At 68.3% G+C, this 22955-nt stretch carries 20 protein-coding genes; 5 read left to right on the forward strand and 15 right to left on the reverse strand.

What is annotated here, in order from left to right; translation table 11 throughout:
- Window positions 1–948 carry an ornithine cyclodeaminase family protein gene (locus tag ACIBO1_RS23230; RefSeq protein WP_396749907.1) on the forward strand — a complete coding sequence of 316 codons (948 nt, stop codon included), beginning with the start codon at window positions 1–3 and terminating at the stop codon, window positions 946–948.
- A complete protein-coding gene (locus ACIBO1_RS23235) occupies window positions 945–2156 on the forward strand; it encodes a pyridoxal phosphate-dependent aminotransferase (RefSeq protein ID WP_396749909.1) in 1212 nt (403 codons plus the stop codon). The genes ACIBO1_RS23230 and ACIBO1_RS23235 overlap by 4 nt, the downstream gene beginning before the upstream one ends.
- Here ACIBO1_RS23235 and ACIBO1_RS23240 read toward each other — a convergent pair.
- From ACIBO1_RS23240 to ACIBO1_RS23260, 5 genes are all read right to left on the reverse strand, one after another.
- Complete coding sequence (locus ACIBO1_RS23240; RefSeq protein WP_396749911.1) at window positions 2147–3142, reverse strand: NAD-dependent epimerase/dehydratase family protein; 996 nt, start codon at window positions 3140–3142, stop codon at window positions 2147–2149. The two genes, ACIBO1_RS23235 and ACIBO1_RS23240, sit on opposite strands and share 10 nt — an antisense overlap.
- A 23-nt stretch (window positions 3143–3165) precedes the next feature.
- Window positions 3166–4422, reverse strand: a complete 1257-nt coding sequence (locus ACIBO1_RS23245) for a hypothetical protein (RefSeq protein ID WP_396749913.1) — start codon at window positions 4420–4422, stop codon at window positions 3166–3168.
- Between the two features lie 9 nt (window positions 4423–4431).
- Complete coding sequence (locus ACIBO1_RS23250) at window positions 4432–4902, reverse strand: PIN domain-containing protein (RefSeq protein WP_396749915.1); 471 nt, start codon at window positions 4900–4902, stop codon at window positions 4432–4434.
- A gap of 49 nt (window positions 4903–4951) precedes the next feature.
- Window positions 4952–7123, reverse strand: coding sequence for an NACHT domain-containing protein (locus ACIBO1_RS23255; RefSeq protein WP_396749917.1), 2172 nt, complete (start codon window positions 7121–7123; stop codon window positions 4952–4954).
- Between the two features lie 329 nt (window positions 7124–7452).
- Window positions 7453–8598: a helix-turn-helix domain-containing protein gene (locus tag ACIBO1_RS23260; protein ID WP_396749919.1), complete on the reverse strand. Its 1146-nt coding sequence runs from the start codon at window positions 8596–8598 to the stop codon at window positions 7453–7455.
- 604 nt (window positions 8599–9202) lie between these two features.
- On the opposite strand from ACIBO1_RS23260, the gene ACIBO1_RS23265 reads away from it, so the two are divergent.
- Complete coding sequence (locus ACIBO1_RS23265) at window positions 9203–9439, forward strand: GntR family transcriptional regulator (RefSeq protein WP_131050851.1); 237 nt, start codon at window positions 9203–9205, stop codon at window positions 9437–9439.
- Between the two features lie 212 nt (window positions 9440–9651).
- Here ACIBO1_RS23265 and ACIBO1_RS23270 read toward each other — a convergent pair whose 3' ends face one another.
- The 9 genes from ACIBO1_RS23270 to ACIBO1_RS23310 form a co-directional block, all read right to left on the reverse strand.
- Entirely contained in the window at window positions 9652–10080 is a 429-nt protein-coding gene (locus ACIBO1_RS23270) for a hypothetical protein (RefSeq protein ID WP_396749922.1), read from the reverse strand.
- Window positions 10077–10730, reverse strand: a complete 654-nt coding sequence (locus ACIBO1_RS23275) for a hypothetical protein (protein ID WP_396749924.1) — start codon at window positions 10728–10730, stop codon at window positions 10077–10079. Before ACIBO1_RS23275 ends, ACIBO1_RS23270 begins: the two co-directional genes overlap by 4 nt.
- Entirely contained in the window at window positions 10727–10987 is a 261-nt protein-coding gene (locus tag ACIBO1_RS23280; protein ID WP_396749926.1) for a hypothetical protein, read from the reverse strand. Before ACIBO1_RS23280 ends, ACIBO1_RS23275 begins: the two co-directional genes overlap by 4 nt.
- 3 nt (window positions 10988–10990) lie before the next feature.
- Window positions 10991–11254, reverse strand: coding sequence for a hypothetical protein (locus ACIBO1_RS23285; RefSeq protein WP_396749927.1), 264 nt, complete (start codon window positions 11252–11254; stop codon window positions 10991–10993).
- Between the two features lie 159 nt (window positions 11255–11413).
- Window positions 11414–11977, reverse strand: a complete 564-nt coding sequence (locus ACIBO1_RS23290) for a hypothetical protein (RefSeq protein WP_396749929.1) — start codon at window positions 11975–11977, stop codon at window positions 11414–11416.
- 26 nt (window positions 11978–12003) lie between these two features.
- A complete protein-coding gene (locus ACIBO1_RS23295; RefSeq protein ID WP_396749931.1) occupies window positions 12004–13233 on the reverse strand; it encodes an AAA family ATPase in 1230 nt (409 codons plus the stop codon).
- Window positions 13234–13291: 58 nt separating this feature from the next.
- On the reverse strand, window positions 13292–14578 hold the full coding sequence (locus ACIBO1_RS23300) for a restriction endonuclease subunit S (RefSeq protein ID WP_396749933.1): 1287 nt from the start codon (window positions 14576–14578) through the stop codon (window positions 13292–13294).
- Window positions 14575–16620 (reverse strand): N-6 DNA methylase, encoded by a 2046-nt coding sequence (locus ACIBO1_RS23305; protein ID WP_396749935.1) that lies wholly within the window; start codon window positions 16618–16620, stop codon window positions 14575–14577. The genes ACIBO1_RS23300 and ACIBO1_RS23305 overlap by 4 nt, the downstream gene beginning before the upstream one ends.
- Before the next feature lie 50 nt (window positions 16621–16670).
- On the reverse strand, window positions 16671–18686 hold the full coding sequence (locus ACIBO1_RS23310) for an N-6 DNA methylase (protein WP_396749937.1): 2016 nt from the start codon (window positions 18684–18686) through the stop codon (window positions 16671–16673).
- A 230-nt stretch (window positions 18687–18916) separates the two neighbouring features.
- Between ACIBO1_RS23310 and ACIBO1_RS23315 the strand changes: the two genes are divergently transcribed.
- Both ACIBO1_RS23315 and ACIBO1_RS23320 read left to right on the forward strand, forming a co-directional pair.
- Window positions 18917–21382: an AAA family ATPase gene (locus tag ACIBO1_RS23315; RefSeq protein WP_396749939.1), complete on the forward strand. Its 2466-nt coding sequence runs from the start codon at window positions 18917–18919 to the stop codon at window positions 21380–21382.
- Window positions 21379–21747: a hypothetical protein gene (locus ACIBO1_RS23320; RefSeq protein ID WP_396749941.1), complete on the forward strand. Its 369-nt coding sequence runs from the start codon at window positions 21379–21381 to the stop codon at window positions 21745–21747. The genes ACIBO1_RS23315 and ACIBO1_RS23320 overlap by 4 nt, the downstream gene beginning before the upstream one ends.
- A 284-nt stretch (window positions 21748–22031) precedes the next feature.
- Here ACIBO1_RS23320 and ACIBO1_RS23325 read toward each other — a convergent pair whose 3' ends face one another.
- Window positions 22032–22820 carry a hypothetical protein gene (locus ACIBO1_RS23325; RefSeq protein WP_396749943.1) on the reverse strand — a complete coding sequence of 263 codons (789 nt, stop codon included), beginning with the start codon at window positions 22818–22820 and terminating at the stop codon, window positions 22032–22034.
- Window positions 22821–22955: the final 135 nt, after the last annotated feature.

Consider the following 22955-nt stretch of genomic DNA (forward strand, 5'->3'; position numbering starts at 1 on the left):
GTGAAGTTCCTCGACGACGACGCAGTACGCGCAGCGCTCGACGAGGTCGACGTGCTGACGGCCATCGAGGCCGCGTTCGTCGGTCTCGCGGCGGGCGACACCGTGCAACCGGGGCAGTCGGTGGCGGTGCTGCCGGGCGAACGGGGCGACATCATCTACTACCCCGCCGCAGTCCTGCGTGCCCGACACCTCGGTGTCACCGTTTCCCCCTACCTGGCACAGCTCGCCGAGGCGGGGGAGGACCCGGTGACCGCGTACACACTGGTGCTCTCGGCCGAGACCGGTCGCCCCCTGCTGCTCTGCGACTCCCGACGGCTCGTGGCCGTGCGCACCGGTGCCACCACGGCCCTCGCGGTACGCGCCCTCGTCCGCCCTCGCAGCGGTCGTGTGGCGATCGTCGGCACCGGCCCGATCGCCGAGTCGCACGCCCGGTTCATCCTGCAGGTCGGGCAGTGGGAGTCGATCCGCTTCTATTCACCGTCGATCAGCGGAGCCGGGACGATCGACGCGGCTGCGGCGGTCCGGCGGGAGGCGCTCGCGGCGATCGACCCGGCCGTCGGCTTCGCGACCTCCGTCGAGGACGCGGTCCGGGACGCCGACGTGGTGATGCTCTGCACCTCGTCGTCGACTCCGGTCCTGGATCCGGACCTGGTCGCGCCGACCGCCCTGATTACCGCGGTCGGCACGGACGGTCCCTCGGCGCACGAGATCCCTCCGCGCTGTCTGCCCGATCTGGACGTCTACTGCGACTACCGGGTGACCACGCCGGAGTGGGCCGCAGACATGGTGCTCGCCCGGGAGCAGGTCGGCTGGGAGGCGGCGAGCATCATCGCCGATCTGCCCGAGCTGCTGTCCGCACCTGCCGTGTCGGGGACGGGGCGGACCCGCTACTTCCGCTCCATCGGCCTCGGCCTCGAAGATCTCGCACTGGCGGGCCTGCTGGTGTGACGGCGGCTCGTGAGGTGGGCCTCGACCTGCTCCTCGGTGCGGGGCTGACGGAGCAGGAGCGGATTGTCGCCATGACTGCGGCGGTCGACCTCGGACCGGGTTATCCGCAGCTGTCGCTGCCCACCTGGCTGGTGGACGTGCTCACCGACGAGGCGACGATTCGCCGGACGCTCGCCGTGGACAGTCTCAGTCCGCACCGGCCGGACCGGATGTCCTGGGAACGCGAACTGGTCGCCGTGGTTCGTGGTTTCCTCGGGATACGCGACGACGCCGGGATCCACGGCTTCGTCACCTTCTCCGGCAGCGCGGCCCTGGACCGTGCCATCCGGGCGGCGTTGATCGAGGGCGGCACGCTGTTGACGACGAACCCGTCCATCGACATCGCCACGAAGATGACCGTGGAGGACGGCGCGGCGCGCGTGCGCTACGTCGCCAGCCAGCCGTTCGTCGACGAACTGGACCTCGACGAGTTCCGTGCGGCCATGCGCGAGGACATCCGAGCCGTCCTGATCACCTCGCCGCAGAACCCGACGGGCCAGGTCTTCTCGTCCGCGACGGTGGACACTCTCGTCGACGCCTGTCTGGCCCGCCGGTCGGTGCTGATCGCGGACCAGACGTTCTGCCTCTTCCCCGGTGCCGGGGGCGAGCCGGTGCCGTTGCTGCCGAACCTGGCCCCGCCGGAGCTCGACTGGATCTGCGTCTGGGACACCGGCAAGACCTTCGGCCTGCACGAGGACAAGCTCGGCTTCATCTTCTGTAGCGCGTCGTTGTCGCACCGGGTGATGTCCAGGCTGAACACCCTCCAGTTCGGCGTGTCCCGCCGTCTGCTCGCCCAGTTCGCCAACATCCTGGCCGACCCCCGCGTATGGCAGTACCTGGCGGACCTGAACCGGACCGTGCACCGCAACGCCAGGGAGTTGGCGGCCGCGCTGGTCGACACCGGGTTGCGCCCTGTGCCGCCGACCGCAGGCAGCCTCATGCTGCTCCGGCTCGACGACCGGCTGGTGATGACCGAGACGGAGCTGTCCCGGTTCCTGCTCACCGCGCACGGCATCGGGGTGGTGGACTTCGGCAGTTTCGTCCACGCTGCCGTACCCGGCGCGGTGCGGGACCACCGCTACCTGCGAGTGGCGCTGGCCCGCGATCCGGTGGTTATCGACGTGGCGGCGGCCCGCTTGCGCGCCGCGCTGGCCGACCTTCAGCGATGAGGGCGGGCCCTCCACCGCTGCAGTAGCTCGGTCTCGGCCTCCGGTGTCATACCGACCGGCTCCGGCACGGGCGTTGGCGAGGCGCACTCGTGCTGGTACAGGTCGCGGATCGTCTCGGGAAGGGAACGCGTGACGAGACCGACGCCGATCGCCCGCGCCGGGTCCGCTGCCTCCAGCACACCGTCCGGGCCGGCTCCGGGCCACAGCGGTAACGACGTGCCGTCGACGCCGGCGGCGAGCAGGAACTCCCGGTCCACCCAGGTGAGCGTCGTGTCGTTGCGGCCGACGACACCGACGATGTCCGCCAACATGGTGCCGAAGGAGACCGGAGGGAAAGGATGTGCCAGGTGGTAGGTGCCGCCACTGCCCGCTTCCAGCATCCGCACCAACCACTCGGTCAGGTCGCGGACGTCGATGAGCTGGAACAGCGCGTCCTGCGGGCCGGGCGCGAGCACCTCTCCGCCTCGGGCGATCCGCTGCACCCACCAGGTGAAGCGGCCGGTGTAGTCCAGCGGACCGACCACGTACGTGGGACGGACGATCAGCGGATCGGAGAACGTCTCGGAGGCCGCCCGTTCGCACAGGGCCTTCAACCCGCCGTACGTCTCGTCGGTCATGTCCTCGGTGGTGGGGTCGGAGAGGGCGACGAGCGGCGCGTCCTCGCGGAAACCGTACCGCTGCGGCGGGGCGTAGACCGCCGTGGAGGAGAGCAGCACGTACCGGCCGGACCGTTCACCCAGGGCTGCCCCGATCTGGCGTACCTGCCGTGGCACGTACGCGCTGAAGTCGACGGTCGTGTCCCAGGTGCCATCGGCGAGCAGCCCCAGGTCCCGGTCCCGGTCTCCGATGACCTGCTCCGCGTCCGGAAAGAGGGTGGTCGAGTGCCGACCTCGGTGGAACAGCGTCACCGAGTGACCGCGACGTTCGGCCGCGATCACGAAATGGCGGCCGATGAATTTCGTCCCGCCCATGACCAGAATGCGCATGTGATCCCGCTCAACTGTAGGTGTCAGCCGGTCGTCTCGCCGACTCGGGGAATCTCGTCTGCCGGGGGTGACGTCAGGGTATCCGTGGCCCGCTGCCCGGCAGACGCATCGGGCTCCGGCGCGGCGCCTCGAACAGATCTGATCAGAACCCACATGTACAGCGTGATCGCCACCAGCTGCGCCACGATGCCGGCCTTCACCAGCACTTCAGCGGTCGGTGTGAAGTCGGCGGGCGTGGTCGGCATCAGGTACAGCGGATAGCAGACCCCGATGACGACGATGAAGCAGAACAGCGCTACGCCTGCGCCGAGATGCGACGGTAGCCGGAAGGCGGTCAGCTCGTCGTGGAGTTCCCGCAGGGCCTCCTCGGACCGGTCGAGGTCGTCGCGGAGGCCCGCAGCCGTCGCGGCCATCGGTCCGCTCCGGAAGCCGCGCAGGCCGATCTCCAGTGCGGCGAGGGCCCCGCCCCGCCGCTTCGCCTCCTCCTGTTGCTGCGGCGACCCCGACGAGACCGACTTCGGTGAGGTCAGGTTGCCGCGCCGTCGGATCGACTCGATGGCCCGCTCGAAGGCGTCCCGGACGAGATCGACGTCGACGTCGTCGTGCGGATGTCGCACCGCCCAGCGGGCGAAGGATCGCAGGTCGGCATTCCGGTCGAGGTCGGGAATCGTGTCGGCGACGAGTGCGTCGGCTGCGCGCCGGTTCTCGACGAAGGTGAGCGCGATCTCGTGGAGATACTCCGCAGGCTGACCGACACGCAGCCCGTGCAACCGGTGCCGTACGTCGGCTGGTGGCGGCGCCTCGTCGTCGTCCTCGTAGCAGAGACGCAGCCAGGACAGGAGCAGGTCACGTAGAGCCGCATCGTTCTGTCGGTTCTGCTCATGCCACCGATTGCGCAACGCGGCAGTGGACCGCTTCCGCTCGCGAAGCAGTTCGGACATGCTGTTGCGCGCCGAACTCAGGTTCAGCAGGGCGGCGAGCACGAAGCCGCCGAGGATCGCGGCGACGGTACCGGCGACGGAGGCGACGGTGCCGAGAAACTCGTTCGGATCGGCTTCCTCGGCGTCGGTGGGTGGCGCGGAGGCTGGCGCACCACCCGGCACGGACGGCGTCGGTGGGCCGACCTCGGTGCGGGGAACGGCGCTTGCCGACGCCGTGGCATCGGCCGGTGCGGCGAGGGCCTGCGTGCCGTCGGGAAGCGACATCGGGCCGGTGAGGGTCAATGTGACCGTGGCGAAGACCGCCGCGCACGCGAGTGCCCCGGCCACTGCGACCCACACCCCGCGCACCTATGCCTCCGCACGCAAGTCGCGATCCGGTCCGGAGCGCGACTCGTCGAGCAGGCGATGAAGCGCCGTCCCGTACGCGACGACGCGGCGTATGCCGTACCAGCGGATGAATGTGACGCTCACACAGTCGGCGAAGCTGGCCCCGGTCCGACGGGCGTACTTGAACCGCTCCCAGGCCGCCTGCTGCACCACCGGGTCTGGCTCGATCACCTGCGCGAAGTCACCCCGCCAGAGACGCCACGTGAAGGTGACGGCGATCAGGGGATCGTCGTACTCGGCACAGAGCCGGGACATCTCCGCAGTGATCTGCCGGGTGGTGACCAGCGACTCCGGGGCACAGCGGGCGATCACCGCCACCGCGTGCTCGTGATGGAGGTCGTCGCGGTCGAGGAGGGCGCGCCACGCACTCGTGTCGACGAAGGTCAGCTCGGCGGTGGTGCGGAGATCCACCCTGCTCCCGTCGGTGCTCACGGCGGCTCACCTCCCGCTGGAGTAGCACGTGGTGCCATCCCGAAGCTCCTCACCGGTCGTGTCTCTCGACGACGTCACGAACGAACGAGGCCGGGTCCTGCCGGGCTGCCCGGGCCGCCGGTGATTCGACGCCGTCGAGGGCGACGAGCGACCGGAGCGCCTCCCGCCTCGTCATGGCATCGCCCGACACCGCCGGATCGGCCAGCCGGGACAGCAACCCGATGCTCGTCCGCAGGCCGAGAGCACCGAGCGCGTGCGCGCCATCCTCCAGGACGTACGGGTCCTCCTCGGTCTTCAGGTAGTCGAGGATCGCGTCGTTGGCTTCGGTGAATCCGCCGCAACCGAAGACGTAGAGGACGCAGCCCTTGGTGTAGCGGTCCAGGGCTTCCCGGTGGAGCACCTCGAGCAAGACGGGCAGCTGCGGCCGGACCAGTTCGTGGTGGGATCGCGCCAGGACGCTGAGGGGCCAGGCCGCGTCGTCGGCGAAGGGCTGGCGATCGGGTTGGGTCAGGTAGTCGACCAGGACCGCGACCGCCTCCGGTGTCGGGAACGAGCCGATGGCGTGCAGCGCGTACGAGCGGATCCACTTGCTCTCGTCGTTCGAGGTGGCGATCTGCCGGAGGATCGGGAACGACCGCTCGGCGGCGATCCGGCCGAGCGCGACGACGGCGTACTCGCGTACCGCCTCGTCGGTCTCGCGTACGGCCAGCGCCTCCAGCATCGGCAGGGCGGAGCCGACCTGACGCTGCCCCAGCGTCCACACCGCGTCTATCCGCTCGTGCGGCGATCCGTCGGTCACCATGGCGATCACCTGCCCATCGGTCACGCTGGTGGCAATCGTCTGCGGGTCCGACCTGGACCTGCTGTACTTCTCCGCCCAGTAGCCGATGTCGTCCACCACCCGGCGGGGCAGACCGCTGCTGCTGCGGTCCGTCACGCGCTGGAGCGCGAACATGAGGTGGTAGTTGAAGGCGTCGCCGTACTTGAACGCGTCCAATGTCTGGCAGATGAAGTCGTCGACCTCGGCGGGCAGGACCGTGTTGGCGTGTTCGATGCAGCCGGCGGCGAGCAGATGGTTCTCGGCCTTGCGGCAGGCCCGAACCAGCTCGGTCGAGTCGTCCAGCATCCCGCTGAGAAAGCAGAACGTCTCCCGCCAGGCGACTGCCCCGGCACCGAGCTCGGTCCGCAGGTCGGCCAGGCGGATCCCTTCCTGTGGCGGTCTGCTGAGCCACGACTTCAGGTACACCGCGGTGTAGTACTCCTGGAAGCTCTGGTGCATGAACGATCGGTGGGAAGCGGCGTCCGGTTGGGACGAGGACACCGCACCCATCGGGGGCAGGTCCAGCACCTCCCGTTGCAGGGCGCCGATGGGAATGTGCCAACTCGGGTCGAAGAAGTCCTTGGTCACGTACTCCCCGAGCTCGATCCGGGGGACGTCCACCCGTTCGTTCTTCAACCGGTACGCCAGGAAGGCCAGACATGCCTCCCGGATGTCCTCCGGGGTCTCCACCCGGTTGCGTTCGCGGGTCCGCCGGTTCAACTGGCTGAGGAACCGGGCGTAGACGGCTCCCCTGTTGCGGGGCAGGTCCCGGTCGGTGTCCGCCTCGTCGAGCAGGACGGTGGTCAGCATGCCGAGGAGCAGCGGCGAGTGGCACAGGGTCCGCAGCCGGTGGGGCAACTGCCGCCACACCTGCTCGGCGCGCTTCGGGCCGAGCCGCTCATCGAGGTAGCGCTGCGCCGACGCCGCACTGACCGGCACCACCTCGTAGCGGGCGAACGACGGCCCGTAGCTGGTGGGAAAGTCCACCGCCCGACAGGTCAGTACGCAGGTCACGTCGGCCACGTCCGGCGAGTCGATGAAGTCCTCGATATCTGCCAACGCGTCGTGCAGCTGGCTCTCGGCGACCTCGTTCAACCCGTCGAGCACCACGACACCCACCCGGCCGGGAAGCTCCTTCTCGTCCCGTGGCCAGAGGTCCGGCGCCTGCGCGCGCAGCAGGGTCCGGATGTCACGGGTGGTGGCCTGGTAGCGCTTGAGCTCGGCGAAGACCGGTAGCCGGTCCGGGGAGGATTCGACGAGGTCGAGGCAGAGCTGCTTGGCGAGCGTGGTCTTTCCCGCACCCGGATTGCCCAGCAGGACGATCCGGCGTTCCTCGCCGGTGCGGACCAGTCCGAGCAGCGACTCGGACGTGTCGGACCCGGCCAGGGTGGTGCTGCGCACCTCGAGCGGTATCGAGGATTCGACCGGGTCGTGCCGTAGCCTGCGCCGGAGGTTGGCACGGTAGGTCTCGACGCGATCGCCGTCCGGCGTCGACGCTCCGGCTGCCGTCAACAAATGCATCAACCATCCGGGACGTAGGCTGGTCCGCGACTCTCGGGCGGACACTGCGGACACCCAGGGTTGTGCCGACGGCCGGGACCGTCAATCAACCGATCATCCAGTGGGCATCGACAGCCATGTGCACCCGGATTCACGGGCGAATGACCTGCCACGATTCGCCGGCAGCGAGTTGATCAGCCGAAATCCGACACAGTCCCACCGTCGGCGGGTCAGGGCTGTCGGGTCAGGCCGACGACGGCGGCCAGTCGCGCGACGTCGGCCGGTGCGGGCCCGCGCTGGATGATCTCGGCGAGGAGGGTACGGGCGGCGGGGCGACTGCGGACCTCGGCGGGCGCGATGCTGTCGGCGTCGAGCAGTACGTGTCCAGCTCGGCCGGGATCGCCGACGTCGAGGTAGGCGCGGGCGGCGTCGACCAGGTGGGCGGCGCGATGCTCGGGTGGGAGTCGTGGCCAGCCGTCGTCGGCGAGGGCGTGTTCGTGTCGCTGGACGGCTTCGACGGTGTCGCCGAGGCGGTGGGCGGCGAGGCAGCGTGCCACCTGGACGGCGACCGCCCCGAAGCCGGTGTGGTGTTCGTCGGTGTGGTCGATCGGCCCGTCGGCGAGAACGCCGGCGTGGTCGAGCAGGTCGTGGGCGTTGCGGCGGTCGCCGTCACCGGCGGCGGCGAGCCCGGCCTGGAGGAACAGGGTGCCGCGTACGGCGTCGTCGTCCGTGGTGTCCGCTGCCGTGAGCGCGGCGGTGAGCGCGATTCGGTGGTGGCCGAGGGCCCGCAGCGCCTGGGCGACGGCGATGGTGGCGCTGGCGGCGAGGGTGGGGTCACCGGTGGCGGTGGCGACGGCCCGGTCGGCGGCGAGCCAGGCCAGGTCGGCGTGGTCGAGTTTGACGAGTACGGCGGCGGTGATCCGGTAGGTGGACGCCAGCAGGCTCCGGAGGTCGTGGGTGGCGTCGAGCAGGCCGGGCAGGGTTCCCACGAGTTGCGGGTACCGGCCGTGCTGGTAGCTCATCCAGGCGTGCGCGACCTGTCGACCGGCCTGGTGCTCCGCGACGGTGTGCTCCGGCTGGTGCTGGTAACGGGCCAGAGCGGCCCGGATCGCGTCGACACCGTCCAGACTCGGCGTCGTGGGTGGCGGCCGGTGGGGACCGAGGAGCATCTCGGGATCGAGGCGCAGCGCGTCGGCGATCTCCTGGATCACCGAATACCGGTCGAGCTGACGTACGCCGCGTTCGACCTTGTCGACCCAACTCTTCGACTTGCCGAGCCGATCCGCGAACGCCTGCTGGGTCATGCCCCGGTGCGCCCGCAGTTCGGCCACCCGTCGCCCGAGAGGTACGGAGTTGTGGTCACGTCGATGGGTCATCTGCTGCCCCCGGCCGGGGGCATGGCGTCGGTCGACTCCCCGCAGCGCGGGCACCACCGCGACTTCACCCGAAACGCGAACAGCCCAGCCAGGAACCCCAGCAGCACGGCACCGACGACCATCATCGTCACCACCTCGACCCGGTCCGGCACAGGCCGCGAGTCGGGCGAGAAGCGCGCACATGATCGTGGCAGTCTGGCTGTTCGCGCCTCGGCGTGTCGCGCAGCCGCACTGCCACAATCATCGCGATGCCTCGCCCCCGGTTGCGTGTACCGGGCCGACTTCGCACGTAGCGACCCGCGACCACGTTTCGCGGCCGCGTCGACCGCTCCTCAGGTAACTCGGTGACCTCCAAACCGTCGCAGCGCGAGGTCATCCGGAGGTCCGACACGACAGAGTCCACCTCAGGCCGACGAAGCTGCGTCGGCGCCTCCTGCCCGACGATGTCGAGCGCCACCCTGCCGGGTCGTAAGAACCACTTCCACCGCCGGCCCATGGCCCCTCCCTTCAGCTGTGCGTTGACGTTAGCGCAAGTCTTGCTAGGATTACTAGCAAAGTTAGGGTTGCTTGTCTTCTTCCTCAAGGCCGGTGATCCCATCAAGGAATGCCCTACGCCCAGCCCCTCTGGAGATCCATCCGCGATGATCTGAGGGCACGGATCCAGGCAGGCCTGTTGAAGCCAGGCGAGAAGATCCCGACCACGCGCGAACTCATGGCCCAGCACTCGACAACCTCTGCGACCGTCCGCAGGGCAGTCGATTCCATGATCGAGTCTGGCGAGCTCATCGGCCGACAAGGTTTGGGCGTCTTCGTCAATAACCCAGCGGAGCAGGATCCCTAGCCACAGGAGCCACGCCGGAGCCACGCACTGCGAAGTCTGCTGTGTCCATGAGATCGACGCAGGGACTCAGTGGGAAACCGCCGATTTGGTGCCAAATCGTCATCACCCACGAAGATGAATGCGCCACCGCGAAGTTCCGTCCTGAGGGAGGCTCCCGAATGATCATCGGTCTAGCTCAGCTGGCGGACGTCGATGTCATCATGGACGCACGCCTACATGTACTCGGCTGCGACCTCCTCTGCCTCTGCCACGAACTCATTGAGTTCGTCCGGAGTCAGCGTCATCTCTAGGAGCAGTTGTCCAAGTACGAAGATCTCGGCGGCGATCATGGTCTCGGCTGGGATGCTGTCGACCAGTTGCGGTTCACCGAGAGCGGCGCGGATGAGACCTTCCATCTCAAGGGCTGGCAGGGTGTCGCCCTCGTCGTAGCGAGCGCGGGTCGTGGCCACCCAGGCGGCTACGTCGGTCGGGGTGGTGCCGGGGCCAAAGTAACGGTTGACGGCGAGGGTGAACGCCGCACCGATTATCTGTAGACCGCCGACCCAGCCGCCACGGCCAATCTCCGCGACAAGAGTCTCGGCAGCATCCCAGTCAGCCCTTGCCAACGCCCGGACAAGCTCGCTGAGCGCCTGAACCGTCATCGCTTCAACCTCGCAATCATCCTGCCCGCCGCCATCGCGAACCACCGCGCGCCCATTCCTGCAAGCAGGCCAACCACCACAAGGTTGCCTGCGGCCTCCGCGCTGTCAATCTTCGGTCGTGGTGCGGCGCCCGGGGCGGCGGGGGTGCCAGTGCCCGTGTGGTGTGTTCCGGTAGGACCCTGGGGGCCACGAGAGACCTTGATGATCTGCTGGGTGGCCTCGGTCGCGTTGGCTGCCCGCTCCTGTAGTTCGTCGGCCTTTCGTACGGCTTGGGTGAGCATTCCCCGCATCCGTTCGCGGGTGAGGGCACGACGGTCGCTGTCCGTCAGGATCTCCTCGCCTGACGGCGGCCCGGAGGCGGCGACTGGCAGCGAAGCCGATCCCGGAGCGATGGTATTCATATACGCGCCTATGTGCCGGGCCGCGTCGCTGCTCAGCCGGGCAAGCCGGTAAGCTTTGTCGACGCCGACGCGACTCTGCATCACCGCAGCCCGGAGCTTCGGATGGTCGGTGCCTGTGCCGACCCGGGTGTAGAGGGCGTTTGCCTCGGCGGCGTCTGCTGCGGCGCGGGTGGCGCGTACCGCGATGCCGTCAAGTTGGTCCACGGCGAATCTGAGTTGGGCGATGACCTGGGCGAGCAGGCCACTCATCCCAGCACATCCCGGTACGCGCGGCCGTTGTCCTGACCGGCGGCGAGGACCCGTAAGGTCAGCTGCACCTCGCGGATGGCATCGGCGATGGCCTTGCGGGCCTGCGCTGCTTCGGTCCGCTGGCTGTCGTGCAGGGTGGCGAGCACAAGTGCGGACACCTCGTCCAGGTCCGTACCGACCCCTTCGACCGTGGTCCTGCCCTCGTCGAGGGATTGGTGCGCTTGCGTCAGGGCCGCCTTGACCTCGCCGATATTCACTGGTCAGCCAAGGATGCTGATGTATTGCCGGGCCGCCTGCGTACTGCCTTGAAGGACGGTCGCCGCCTCGATCAGCCGCTGCTTGCTCTGCTCGGCGCGGGCGATCGCCTCCGAGATCGCCGGATGCCCGGTGCCGGACGCGACCGCGCGTAGCCGGGAGAGCACCTGCTCGGTGCCCTCGATCGCGGCCCGGATCTGGCCCGTCGTCGCGTTACTCTGCGCGGCTGCCTGGGCGAGTTCGGCTTTGACTTGTTCGATGCTGGCCATGCCGTCCTCCGGTGCGCGGCGAGGGATGCTGGCGTCCTGCACGTGCCGTAGCGAGGCAGACACTATCCAACATGAATCCTCTTCCGCAGCCCCGTTCGCGTGACCAGGCGTGTAGGCGGCAGCCGGACCGACCGTTCAGCTACTCCTCTCGCTTGCCGGTCACCAGGTATGCCACGTCACGGCAGAACTTGTCGAAGGAGGATGCGTTGTGACGCGCCATCGACAGGTCGAAAGCATCCGCCAACGCAGGCTGGTCGATTCGAGGCCGGTAGCTTCCGCCGTCGGTCCGGCGGTGGCTGAGCCAGCCCTTGCAGTCGCGTGGTCGCTCGCTGTCCTCGGGGACGGGCAAACCCTCCGGCAGCCCGGCTCGACCAGCCAAGGACGGCGCTGCCGCGAGAAACCATGCCTCGAACTCTCTGTTTGCGAGAACCACGGCGATTCGCCGATCCGGCCGTACGGCCTGCGCCCGTTGAAGTAGCGCAGGTCCAGCGTCGCAGGGCAGTCGTCGTCGGCGTCTATGACGATGAGAATGCCGCCTGGAGCGCTCTGCGGCACTCGGCGGGCAAGGCTTTCCACCGCCGCTTCGAGACCGCCATGCTTGACCAACCTGCTGCGATTGGTCAGGTACGGGCGCTGGATATCCGCATCCCAGATCATCATGTCGGATATCACCCGCCGCAGTACGACAGGAAGCGCAGTCAGCTCGCCTTCCCCCTCGACCACTGACGCTATGGTCACCCGGTGGGCCGTCATCCTGCGTCCGACTCCTCACCGGGCTCGTCCGTCGTGCTGACCGGCCGCAACTGGTCCGAGCGCAGCAGTTCGCCCATGGTGGCCAGCCCGTCCGACACGATGGATCGGCTCACCGGATCGATGGGGCCGATGGTGGTCACGCCATTCTCTGCGGCGGCAATGAGCACCGCAGACAGGTCAGCCTCCTTGCGGTCGAAGAGCTCGGCGCTCTGACTGGTCGCGATGACCTGCGTCCACGTGCTTGCCTCGGTCAGTGCGTCGAAGACCACGCCTGCGGCCATCGGGTGCAGGGCGAGTTCCGGTTCCTCCAGGGCTACGAGCGGGATTCGGCCGTCCCGTGCGGGTGGCTGGAAGAGCGCGGTGAGCAGGCCGACCGCCCGGATGGTTCCCTCGGACATCGACTCGGCCCGGAATCGCTGCTCGGTGTCATCGGGACCGGTCGCGGTTGTCATCTGGGCTGCCACATAGTTCTCGCCGGGCGAGGTCGGCCCGATCGAGGTCAGGTGTGGCACGATCGCGGCAGCGTACGCGGAGGTCCGGTCTCGCTCCCACGTGCCCATTTGAGCCAGCACGCTGCCGACATCACTGCCGTTCTCACCGAGTACGCCGGCCTGAGTGTTCGGACGAGCATCGCGCAACACTCTCAGGTCGGGATCATAGAAGAACATGCTGCTCAACGCGTCGCACAACTGCGCGTACGGCTCGATGAGGCGGACTTGGCCCAGATAGGGGCCATCACGAGTGAGCCTCCGATGGCGCGGGTTGACCGAGTCCTCCACCTCCATTCCCTCAACCAGGAAACGAGCTTGCGGCGGACCGCCAGGAGGGCCGATCGTGCACTCCTCCCGCTTGATATGAACACTGTGCCCGGCCATGTCGGGGTGGCCCACGGTCAACTCGTACCGAGCCTCCCAGAGGGCATCGCCGGACTCCGACGATGAGATGAGGCACTCCAGGGCGATGGTGGCGTGATCGGTCGGCTCGGGCGTGCGACGTAGTAGCTCGTGCAGGCCGCCACGTGTCTCCGTGGAGCGGCTGAGTCCATAAGTCACTGCATCGCGGACGTAACGCAGCGAATCGATAAAATTCGACTTGCCGGCGGCGTTCAGCCCGAGAAGAACACTGAACGGGCCGAGGGTAACGTCACAGTGCCCGATCGACTTGTAGTTCTCGATCCGCACCCGGCGGATAAACGGAACTGGTCGCTCGGCTGCCTTGCTGGTCATGACACTTCAACGACTCTGCTGGCATGCAGCGACGGTGTGGGCGAGGGCCGGTCAATCGTCATGACGAAACCCCTTCCGCAACTCCACGCCCGCCGGTGGACACATCGAACTGCCCGGTGACGGCAGCAGTAATCAAGGCTTGATGCCTCTGGCGGAGGAATTGATCTGCTCGCACCAGTGCCGAACGAGCGCTTTTCGTAGCCGCTTGCGCTGCCACGATTTCCTTGACAGCTTCCCTCTGCTTAGAGAGAGGGGCGTTGGGGATGATGCAATCTTTTACTGCGGATGTGGGTAGATTATTTGCCATCCCATCGGCGCCCGAGATGCCGTTCTTTATGTGTTCGCGGACTGGGTGGCTGCGTAACATAAAAGCGATAAACCAAGGTGCTGTTCTGTTGTTGTCTATCTTTAGGCGGTAGATCTTGTCGCAGAGCAGTAGATTCGTTGATTCGTCCTCAACGACAGCGGTGCTTCCGATCAGATCGGGGGATCCGCTTGCGCGAGACACCAGTATGTCGCCACTCCTTAGGCGGTAATCCAGGCGTGGGGTGATGTGAGACGGAAGTGCTTTATGCTGACTTCTGTCGAAAGTGCCAGAGTTTACACAGCCGGCCTTTACGACGCCCCATTCGCCATCCGCTGTAGGTCGATCCTCGCACTGGGGAGACCAACCTTGCTCGATCGACTGAATGAGATGGCGAAGTCTCACGCGACCAAATTCGTCGATCAGCTTGTGCTGAATTTCAGTCAGCCAACTCGAAAGCCGAAGGTCTAGCAACTGAATTTGTCGGCTCCGCCGTCTCGCTAAGCTGTTAGTGTGATTCAATTCGGCGTCGAGGAAGGCGGCGATGCGTCGCTGTTCTTCGAGTGGAGGAATCGGGATCGGGGTCATTCCCAATTCGTCCTTCGTTACGTGCACCATCCCGATCATGCCGCTCGTCAACTCGCGTTCGATCCAGTGAGTTGCAGCCTTGAGTGCCCAGTATAGCCAATCGGCGTCACAGCCGTGAACTGAGACCTTAAAGATGTGCTGATTTAGAAAGTGCCTGCCGGATTTGTTCCACCTGAAAGGCCCAAATGACGTACCTGGGTTTCCTGACCAGGAAAAGAGAAGGTCGCCTTGGGTGACGTGATACCTCTCTCCGGGGTCGGCCTGTGAGTAGTTGAAATTGTCTGAACCGTTCAAGTTTTCGATCCGGAGGATCGGCGTTCCGGTTTCGGTCCAAGTCTCCGATTTGAAGACAAAGCCGTTCGAAAGCCTCACTAAATATTTAAGGGGTATTACGTTCCAGGAGTCGGGCGGCGAGGCCCCGTAGGGGAGTCGGCTGGATGGGTTCAGGCTCATCCCGTCACCTCGCCCAGCAGTGCCTGGATTTCGGCTTCCAGGGCCTTCAGTTCGGCGTCGATCTCGGCGAGCGGCCTTGGTGGCTTGTAGACGTAGAAGTGGCGGGTGAAGGGGATCTCGTACCCGATCTTGGTCTTGGTGTGGTCGATCCAGGCGTCGGGGACGTGGGGGAGAACCTCTCGGCGCAGGTACTCGTCGACGTCCTCGTGCAGCGGCACGTTCTCGTAGTCGCGCAGCTCCGGGTCGGGCTCGGAGTCGCCCTTGACGAGTTGGACCTCGCCGTCGGGGTCGCGGACGCCGACCAGCTCGCGCAGTGCCTTCTGAAAGGGGGCACCGGTCGGCCAGAGGACGCCGCCTTCGGCCATCGCCGAACGGATCGCGTCCCAGGCGGCCCGTTTGGTCTGCCACGAGCGGCCGACAAGTGGTTTGAGGGCGGCGGTGAACAAGTCGACGTCGAGGGCCTTGGTGATCGGCTTCGGGTCGCGTACCTGGGTCAGGGTGTCGTCGGTGACCTCGAAGCGGAGCTTGAGAGGGCGTTCGACGGTGATCCGGCGATAACCGAAGTCCTCGTTGGCGAAGACCTTCACCTTCTGGTGCAGCGGGTGCTCGGGGTCATCGGCGACGTGCAGCGCCTCGGTGTAGAGGTCGGTGATCTCGGCGATCTGGTCGGCGGTCAGGTATTTACGCTTGTCGCCGAGGGACTTGCGCATCTTGGCGAAGCGGTCGCGGGCGTCGAGCAGGACCACCTTGCCCCGCTGGTCGGGGGACTTGCGGTTGGTGAGGATCCAGAAGTACGTCGAGATGCCGGTGTTGTAGAAGAGTTGGTCGGGCAGTGCGACGATGCCCTCCAGCCAGTCGTTCTCCAGGATCCACTGGCGGATCCGCGACTCGCCCGACTCGGCGGCACCGGTGAACAGCGGCGAGCCGTTGAAGACGATCGCGACCCGGCTACCGCCGTTGCCGTCGGCGGTGACCGGTTTCATTTTTGAAATCATGTGCTGGAGGAACAGCAGCGACCCGTCGTTGATGCGGGGCAGGCCGGCACCGAAGCGGCCGCTGTCGCCGAGCGTCTCGTACTCGCCCTCGATGTCGTCCTTGACCTTCTTCCACTCCACGCCGAAGGGCGGGTTGGCCAGCAGGTAGTCGAAGCTTTCGCCCCGGTGGCCGTCGTCGCTGAACGAGTTGCCGAACTTGATGTTCTCCGGGTCCTGGCCCTTGATCATCATGTCGGAGCGGCAGATCGCCCAGGACTCCGGATTCAACTCCTGCCCGAAGACCTTGACGGTCGCCAACGGGTTCAGCGCGGTGATGTGCTCCTCGGCCGCGCTCAGCATGCCGCCGGTGCCGCAGGCTGGGTCCATCACCTTACGCACGACACCGGGCACGCTCAGCGCGTCGTCGTCCGGATTGACCAGGAGGTTCACCATCAGCTCGATGACCTCGCGCGGGGTGAAGTGCTCACCGGCGGTCTCGTTCGACTGTTCCGCGAAACGTCGGATCAGCTCCTCGAAGACGTACCCCATCTGGTGGTTGGAGACGACGACCCGGGGCTGCCCGCGCTCGTCCGTGACCACCTGGCCGTGCGCGTCCAGCTCCACCGGCCGCAGGTCGAGGTCCGCGAAGCGGCCGACCACCTGATAGAGCAGGTTCGCGCCGTCGAGCCGGCGGATCTGCTGCGGGAACTCGTAGCGGTGCAGCACCTCCTGCGCGTTCTCCGAGAACGCCCCGATGTAGGCGAGCAGGTGCTTGGCAGCCTGGCTGGAGTCGTTGGCGATCGACTTCAGGGTGTAGCCGCTGGTGTTGTAGAAGCTGTGCCCGGCGGCACGGCGCAGGAAGCGGGCCACGTCGATGTCCTGGCCGCCGAACTTGTCGTGTGTGTCGCGCACCTTCTGGCGGGTCGGCTCCAGGACGCACTCCAGGCGGCGCAGCACGGTGAACGGCAGGATCACCTTGCCGTAGTCGGACTGCTTGTAGTCGCCGCGCAGGAGATCGGCGACCGACCAGGCGTGGTTCGCCAGTTCGGTGTGCTTGCTGCTGTTCAACGCATTCCTTCCGAGGAGCCGTGCCGGGGGCCGGGGGAGACGGGTCGGTATCAGGATGTCGTGCGGTCGCCGTCGGGCGGGTGCAGCGCGCCGTCGGTGAGCCCGGCCGCCAGGGTACGGGCCGTCTCGTCGGCGAGGCGGTGGGCGATCTCGGCTGCGGTGCGCAGGGCGTGCAGGTGGCGGAACGCGCGTCCGTACCGCTGCTGCTCGGCCGGTGGCAGCAGCGGCACCCGCAGGCGGCGGGGGTCGAGGCGTACCACGCTCGTGCCGGTCGACGCGGAGTTCACGTTCTCCTCGCTGGACAGGAAACCGGCCAGGAACCACGGGTCGAGACGGTCCGGGTCGGGCCGCACCAGGTGCAGGTGACGACCGAGGCGGGTGCCGGCGTCGCGGGCGTCGGCCACTCGCGCGACGCCGGTGCCGCCGTGCGGGTGTTCGGGGAGGATGACGTCGCCCGTGCGGATCTCGATGTCGTCGGGCGACCCGGCCGGCGCCCGCAGCAGCTCCAACGCGCCGCCGCGCAGCAGATCGGCGACGCTGGCCGTACGCCAGGTCAGGGGAGCGCTGCCGACGGGCGGCCACGGCTGCGCGCCGCCGAGAGTGATCAGCCCGGTGGCGGCCCGCCGCAGTCGGGATCGCAGCTCGTCGCTCATCGCGGCGAGTTCGTCGGGTATCGACGGCACCGGGGTGGCCCGGACGTGCCGCGCGGGCGTCAGGTCGACCGTCTCGTCGAGCAGGTCGATGACGGCCACTGCCTGAGCGATGCCCGGGACGGCATCGAAGGTGTCCGGATGCCGGTCGAAGTCGTGCCACGCCGTCACCACGCGCTCGCACAGCTCGGCCCAGTCCGGCTGGGCCCGTCTGCCCGGCGAGCGACCGGAGCGGCCGGTTTCGGGGGTGGCGGTGTCGACGACCAGGATGTGCGGGGGTGACACGGCCGGCGGGCGTTCGAGGATCCACAGGTGCAGCCCGACGTGCAGGGGCGGCGCGACGCCGGGTGGGAGGGCGATGACGGCGCGCACCGCGCCGCTGCGGAGCATCTCGGCCCTGAGTCGACGGCCGGAGGCGCGTTCGGCGACGGCCGGAGGCATGAGGAGTACGGCACGCCCACCGTCCGCCAGGTGTGCGAGGCAGTGCTGGAACCAGGCGAGCTCCGACTCGACCTTCGGCGGCAGGCCGAATATCCACCGCGAGTCGTAGGCCAACTCCTCGTGACCCCACTCGCGGTCACCGTAGGGCGGGGCGCAGAGCACCGCCTCCGCCGTCAGGGCTTCGAACGCGTCGGCGCGGATGCTGTCGCCGACCTTGACGCTGACCTGGGTCGTGCTTCCGAGCGTGTGCAGGGCCAGGCGGGTCGCTGCCTGCGCTGCCTGAGCGGGCACGACATCCTGGCCGTACAAGCGCTGCGCGCCGCGTTGCGCGGCGGCGACCAGGAGGCCACCGGCGCCGCAGGCCGGGTCGAAGACGGTCACCGGGTACGCCTTGCCAGGCTCGCCGAGGAGGTCGGCCATCAGTGCGGTCACCGGCGCGGGCGTGTCGTACCGTCCGCTGGCGCTGGTGCCGTCGAGGTCGACTTCCGCGAGCACGTCGGCGGCCCGAAGGGCTCCCTCGTCGGCGACGCAGCGCAGCAGCGCGCGCAGCAGCGGTGCCTCGTCCGGGTGGTAGGTCAGGTCGGTGAGCCCGGGGATCTCGTCGCGATGCGGCTGGACCAGGTGCCGCGCCCGGCTGGGCAGCCGCCGGTCGGGCAGGTCGACCAGTTGCCGCAGGTCGTCGTCGGCCATCCGGGCGGCCGCCAGCACCAGCGGGAGCAGTCGGACCATGGCGGCTGGCGTCCCGGCGGCCCGTAGCGCGGTGCGGAGGTCGTCGGCGGGTGCGGCGGCGGGGAGTTGACCTCGCGCGGCGAGCCAGCCCTGCACCGCGTCCAGGTCGTAGGCCGGGCTCGACTCGGTGCCACCCGTGGGGGCCGGAAAGTCCGGATGACGCCGACGCCAGTTGCTGACGGTGGCGCGGGTGACACCGGCCAGCCGGGAGATCTCGGCGGCGGTCACCTGGGCGTGTCGAGGCATCGGCGTCCTGTCACTTGAAGCATCATGCTCAGGGAGCACTCTACACACCCGGATGCATGTAAACAGTTTGACACTGCTTTCACGGCGATGTGTGCTAACGTTGCTTTCAGTGAGCGGGTCGAGTGCGTCTCGGCTACCGCCGATGCTTCCCTGTCCGGGTGTCGACGCCCGGGCGCTTCACCCCCTGGCCTGAGCGGCCCCATCAGCCACCCACACGGAGGAGAACCCCCGTGACAGTCGAACCCTGCGCCGACACCGTCGACCAGCTCATCCTCGACAACCTCGACCACGCCGACCTGCCCGAGGCGGCCAAGGACCTCGTCATCGCCGCCGTGCTCGGCGAGGAGGACCTCGCCGATGCCCTCGGTGGCGGTGTCCCGCGCCGACCGGTAGCCACCGCATCGGGTGCGGACACCCCCGAGCCGATCGGGACCTACCTCGCCAGCATCGAGGTGACCGGCTTCCGGGGAATCGGGCCGACCGCCACGCTCAACCTCGTCCCCGCCCCGGGACTGACCATCGTGACCGGTCGCAACGGCTCCGGTAAGTCCAGCTTCGCAGAAGCCGCCGAGTTCGCCCTGACCGGCCAGAACAAGCGGTGGGCCGGCCGTAGCGCGGTCTGGCAGGAGGGCTGGCGCAACCTGCACGCCACCGAGAGCCCCCGCCTGCGCGTACGACTCGGGGTCGAAGGCCACCGCAACGGCGCCGACGTGGAATGCCACTGGGCACCCGGAGCGGCCCTGGACGACCGGACGTCCTTCCTGCAGATCTCCGGCGAGCGCCGACAGTCTGTCGCCGACCTCGGCTGGGAACAGCCGTTGGAGCTGTACCGCCCGTTCCTCTCCTACAGCGAACTCGGCGGCCTGCTCAGCGGACGACCCAGCGAGATGCACGACTCGCTGCACCGCATCCTCGGCCTCGACCGGCTCGTCGAGATCGAGACGCTGCTCAAGACCGCACGTCGGGAGACGGACGCCCGACGCAAGCTGGCCGCCAATCAGCTACCGGAGCTGCGCGCCGCGCTCGCCTCCCACCTGGACCCGCGTGCCCGTCAGGCCGAACAGGCGCTCGGCCGCCAGACCGTCGACCTGGACGAGCTGGCCGCGTTGGCCACCGCCGACGAACCCGGCGTCGACACCGCCACGGTGCCGCTGCGCCAGCTCGACGTCCTCGACCTGCCCCGACGCGACGCTCTGCTACGCGAGGTCGAGCGGCTCCAGGGCGCGCTACAGCAGATCGACGACCTGGCCGGCACGCCGGTGGAGCAGGCACGGGCGCTGGCCACGCTGCTCGGTGACGCCCTGCGTCACCACCTCAGCCACCCTGGCCAGCCCTGTCCGGTGTGCGGGGGTCGCACCCTGGACGAGGCGTGGGCCGAGCAGGCACAGGCGCAGCTGCACCAGCTCACCCAGCGGGCCGAGCGTCTCGACGAGGCCCACCGGATCGAGCGGGAGTCGCGTCGCGCCCTGCGGAGTCTGTTGCCCACGCTGCCGCCCGTGCTCACCCTCGACCTGGGTGCCGACGGGGTGGACACCAGCGACGCCCGGGTGGCGTGGCAGCACTGGGACGACCTGATCGGGTCGCCCGACCCGCACAAGATCGCCGCGACCGCGTCCGCGACGTTCGACGCCCTCGTCGTCGCCCTGCAGCCGGTCCAGGCCGCCGCGCGGCAGGCGCTGGAGCGTCGGCGGGCCGCGTGGCAGCCGCTCGCCGACCGGATCCGCACCTGGATCCACACCGAACGGAGCAGCCGGCAGGCGGCCCGGTCGTTCGTTGCGCTGCGCACGTCGATCAAGTGGCTCCAGGAAGTCGGCGGGAAGATCCGCAACGACAAGCTCGCACCGGTGGCAGCGGAGGCGACCGAGATCTGGAACACCCTCCGGCAGGAGAGCAACGTCGACCTCGGTGTGATCCAACTCGCTGGCACCGGCACGAGCCGTCGGGTGGATCTGCAGGTCGAGGTGGACGGCGTACCCGGCTCCGCCCTCGGGGTGATGAGCCAGGGCGAGTTGCACTCACTGGTCCTGGCACTCTTTCTACCCCGCGCCATGATGCCCGACAGCCCGTTCCGGTTCCTCGTCATCGACGATCCGGTGCAGTCTATGGACCCGACCAAGGTGTACGGCCTGGCCAAGGTCCTCCACCAGGTGGCGCAGCACCGGCAGGTCATCGTCTTCACCCACGACGACCGCCTCCCGGCCGCGGTGCGGCACCTGCAACTCGACGCCCGGGTCCGCATCGTCAGCCGCCTGGCACATTCCCAGGTCACCGTCACCGGCGACAAACACGGCGACCCCGCCCGGCGCTACCTCGACGACGCGATGGCAGTGGTCCGCGACGAGGGCATGGCAGACGACGTTCGCCGCCCGGTCGTCTGCAACCTGATCCGTGACGCCATCGAGTACGCCTGCCACGAGCGGATCCGTACTCGGGACTTCCGGGCCGGGCGGGCCGTCGCGGAGACCGAGGCCGCGATCGGCGACGCGCACGGCCTGCGACCCACCCTGGCGCTGGCCCTCCTGTCCGACCACCGGCGAACCGGGAACGAATTGACCGAGCCGTTGCGACGGCTGGACCCTACCGCCCCGCGCGTGGTCACCTCCGTCAACCGTGGGGCGCACGGTGGAAACGCCGGCGACCTCGCCGGGCTCGTGTCCGACGCGCGAACGATGGTGGGGAGGCTGAGCCAGCCGTGAGCCCGCACACCTATCTGCACTCCGCCGGTGAGCTGCTGCTCCGCCCGCCCGCCAGCATGCGCCGTTGCTGGCAACGCGGATCCGCCTGCCTGACCCGCCTCGCGCTCGAACAGGGACTGCGGCACTACTGGAACAGGGTCGCGCCGTCCGTCGCCGGCTGCCCCATGCGTCACCAGCTGCTCGTACTGCCGACCTTCGCGGGCGCCGAAGCGGCCTCGCGGGCGCGTACCGCCTGGCACGGTCTGTCCCGCGCGATGCACCACCACACCTACGAACTCGCGCCCACAGTCGCGGAACTCCGGGGCTGGCACCAGGACGTCACGGCGCTGCTACCCCACCTTGAGCGGGCCGAGTCGGGTACCTGACAAGTCAGTTCTATTCAGGACGCAATCAACCTGGCGTGCATCGTCTCTCCGTGATCCCCCGTACGGCTTCCAGAACACCTCCGAACGACCGGCAGCGTGATCTGTCACGATCCGACTAGTTTCGATGCCGGTTCCCATGACTGACGACATCACTCTCTCTGACCCTGCCAATTGGTTGTGCCCGCCCTCGGTGGCATCGATGCCACCGCCCCCTGCGGTGGCCAGGCCCGGGACGGCGTGCAGTCAGGTGCGAGGTCGCGGCCGATGAGCTGCGAACGTGTCGGTCAGATGGTCACCCCTGCCGGGCGGCGTCCGATGTAGGCGAGCCACGTCTGCGCCGCCCCCGCTACCGCTTCGAAGGGACCTCTGTTGTGAACACCGCCCCGGCGAGCCGCATCGACCGCGCGGTGCGACTGTTCGAGTTTCTCGCCCGAGCTCAACAGTCCGCCATCACGGCACCGCGCACGCTGGACGGATACGAGGTCGCCTGGACGCGGGACATGCCTCGCCATGCGGCGGTGCATTTCGCGCACTGGGACGTCGCGCCGGAGCCGGGTGACGAGATCGGACACATCGACCGGGTGGATCGGGTCCGGGTGCCGGTACCGACGCGCGAGGTGACGCGATGGTTGGACGGCGGGTACGAAGACGCGGACATCGAGCCGAAGCTGGCTCTGGAGATACCTGACCCGGAGGCCGGGCCGCCAGGCGAGGACGAAGAGCCCTCGATGCTGCGCCTGGCCGACCATCCGGGCGTGGAGCAGGCGTACCAGCGATGGCTGATCGGGTGGACGCAGTGGGCCGAGCGCGAGCGTGTCGACAAGCCGGTCCGCGACGCGTACGGCGTGCTCTTCTCGATGCAGGCCGACGCGGCCAGCAACCCGGAGGAGAGGGAACTGGTGCTCGCCCTCGGCTGCCTGGTGTGGCGTCCGGCCGATCACCCGGCGGTCCGACGGCACCTGATCACCGTGCCGGTGCGCATCGACCTGGATCCGGTCAGCGGCACGCTGCACATCGTCGCGGCGGAGTCGGTTGATCCACTGCGCATCGAACTCGACATGCTGGACTCGCACCTGACCAGGTCACGGCACATCAGTGAGGTGCGGGAGCTGGGGCGCAACTACACCGAGCACCCGCTCGATCTCGACGCCATCGGCGAACTGCTGCAACGCATCGCGCACAGCCTCGATCCGGACGCCGTCTATCTG

Source organism: Micromonospora sp. NPDC049903 (assembly GCF_044460945.1).
GTDB lineage: Bacteria > Actinomycetota > Actinomycetes > Mycobacteriales > Micromonosporaceae > Micromonospora.

Bases quoted from the DNA above. Each gene is read 5' to 3' on its own strand.
- ACIBO1_RS23270 (WP_396749922.1), bottom strand. From the start codon at position 10,080: ATGACGGTTCAGGCGCTCAGCGAGCTTGTCCGGGCGTTGGCAAGGGCT.
- ACIBO1_RS23285 (WP_396749927.1), bottom strand. From the start codon at position 11,254: ATGGCCAGCATCGAACAAGTCAAAGCCGAACTCGCCCAGGCAGCCGCG.
- ACIBO1_RS23295 (WP_396749931.1), bottom strand. From the start codon at position 13,233: ATGACCAGCAAGGCAGCCGAGCGACCAGTTCCGTTTATCCGCCGGGTG.
- ACIBO1_RS23300 (WP_396749933.1), bottom strand. From the start codon at position 14,578: ATGAGCCTGAACCCATCCAGCCGACTCCCCTACGGGGCCTCGCCGCCC.
- ACIBO1_RS23265 (WP_131050851.1), top strand. From the start codon at position 9,203: ATGCCCTACGCCCAGCCCCTCTGGAGATCCATCCGCGATGATCTGAGG.
- ACIBO1_RS23240 (WP_396749911.1), bottom strand. From the start codon at position 3,142: ATGCGCATTCTGGTCATGGGCGGGACGAAATTCATCGGCCGCCATTTC.
- ACIBO1_RS23310 (WP_396749937.1), bottom strand. From the start codon at position 18,686: ATGCCTCGACACGCCCAGGTGACCGCCGCCGAGATCTCCCGGCTGGCC.
- ACIBO1_RS23260 (WP_396749919.1), bottom strand. From the start codon at position 8,598: ATGACCCATCGACGTGACCACAACTCCGTACCTCTCGGGCGACGGGTG.
- ACIBO1_RS23275 (WP_396749924.1), bottom strand. From the start codon at position 10,730: ATGAGTGGCCTGCTCGCCCAGGTCATCGCCCAACTCAGATTCGCCGTG.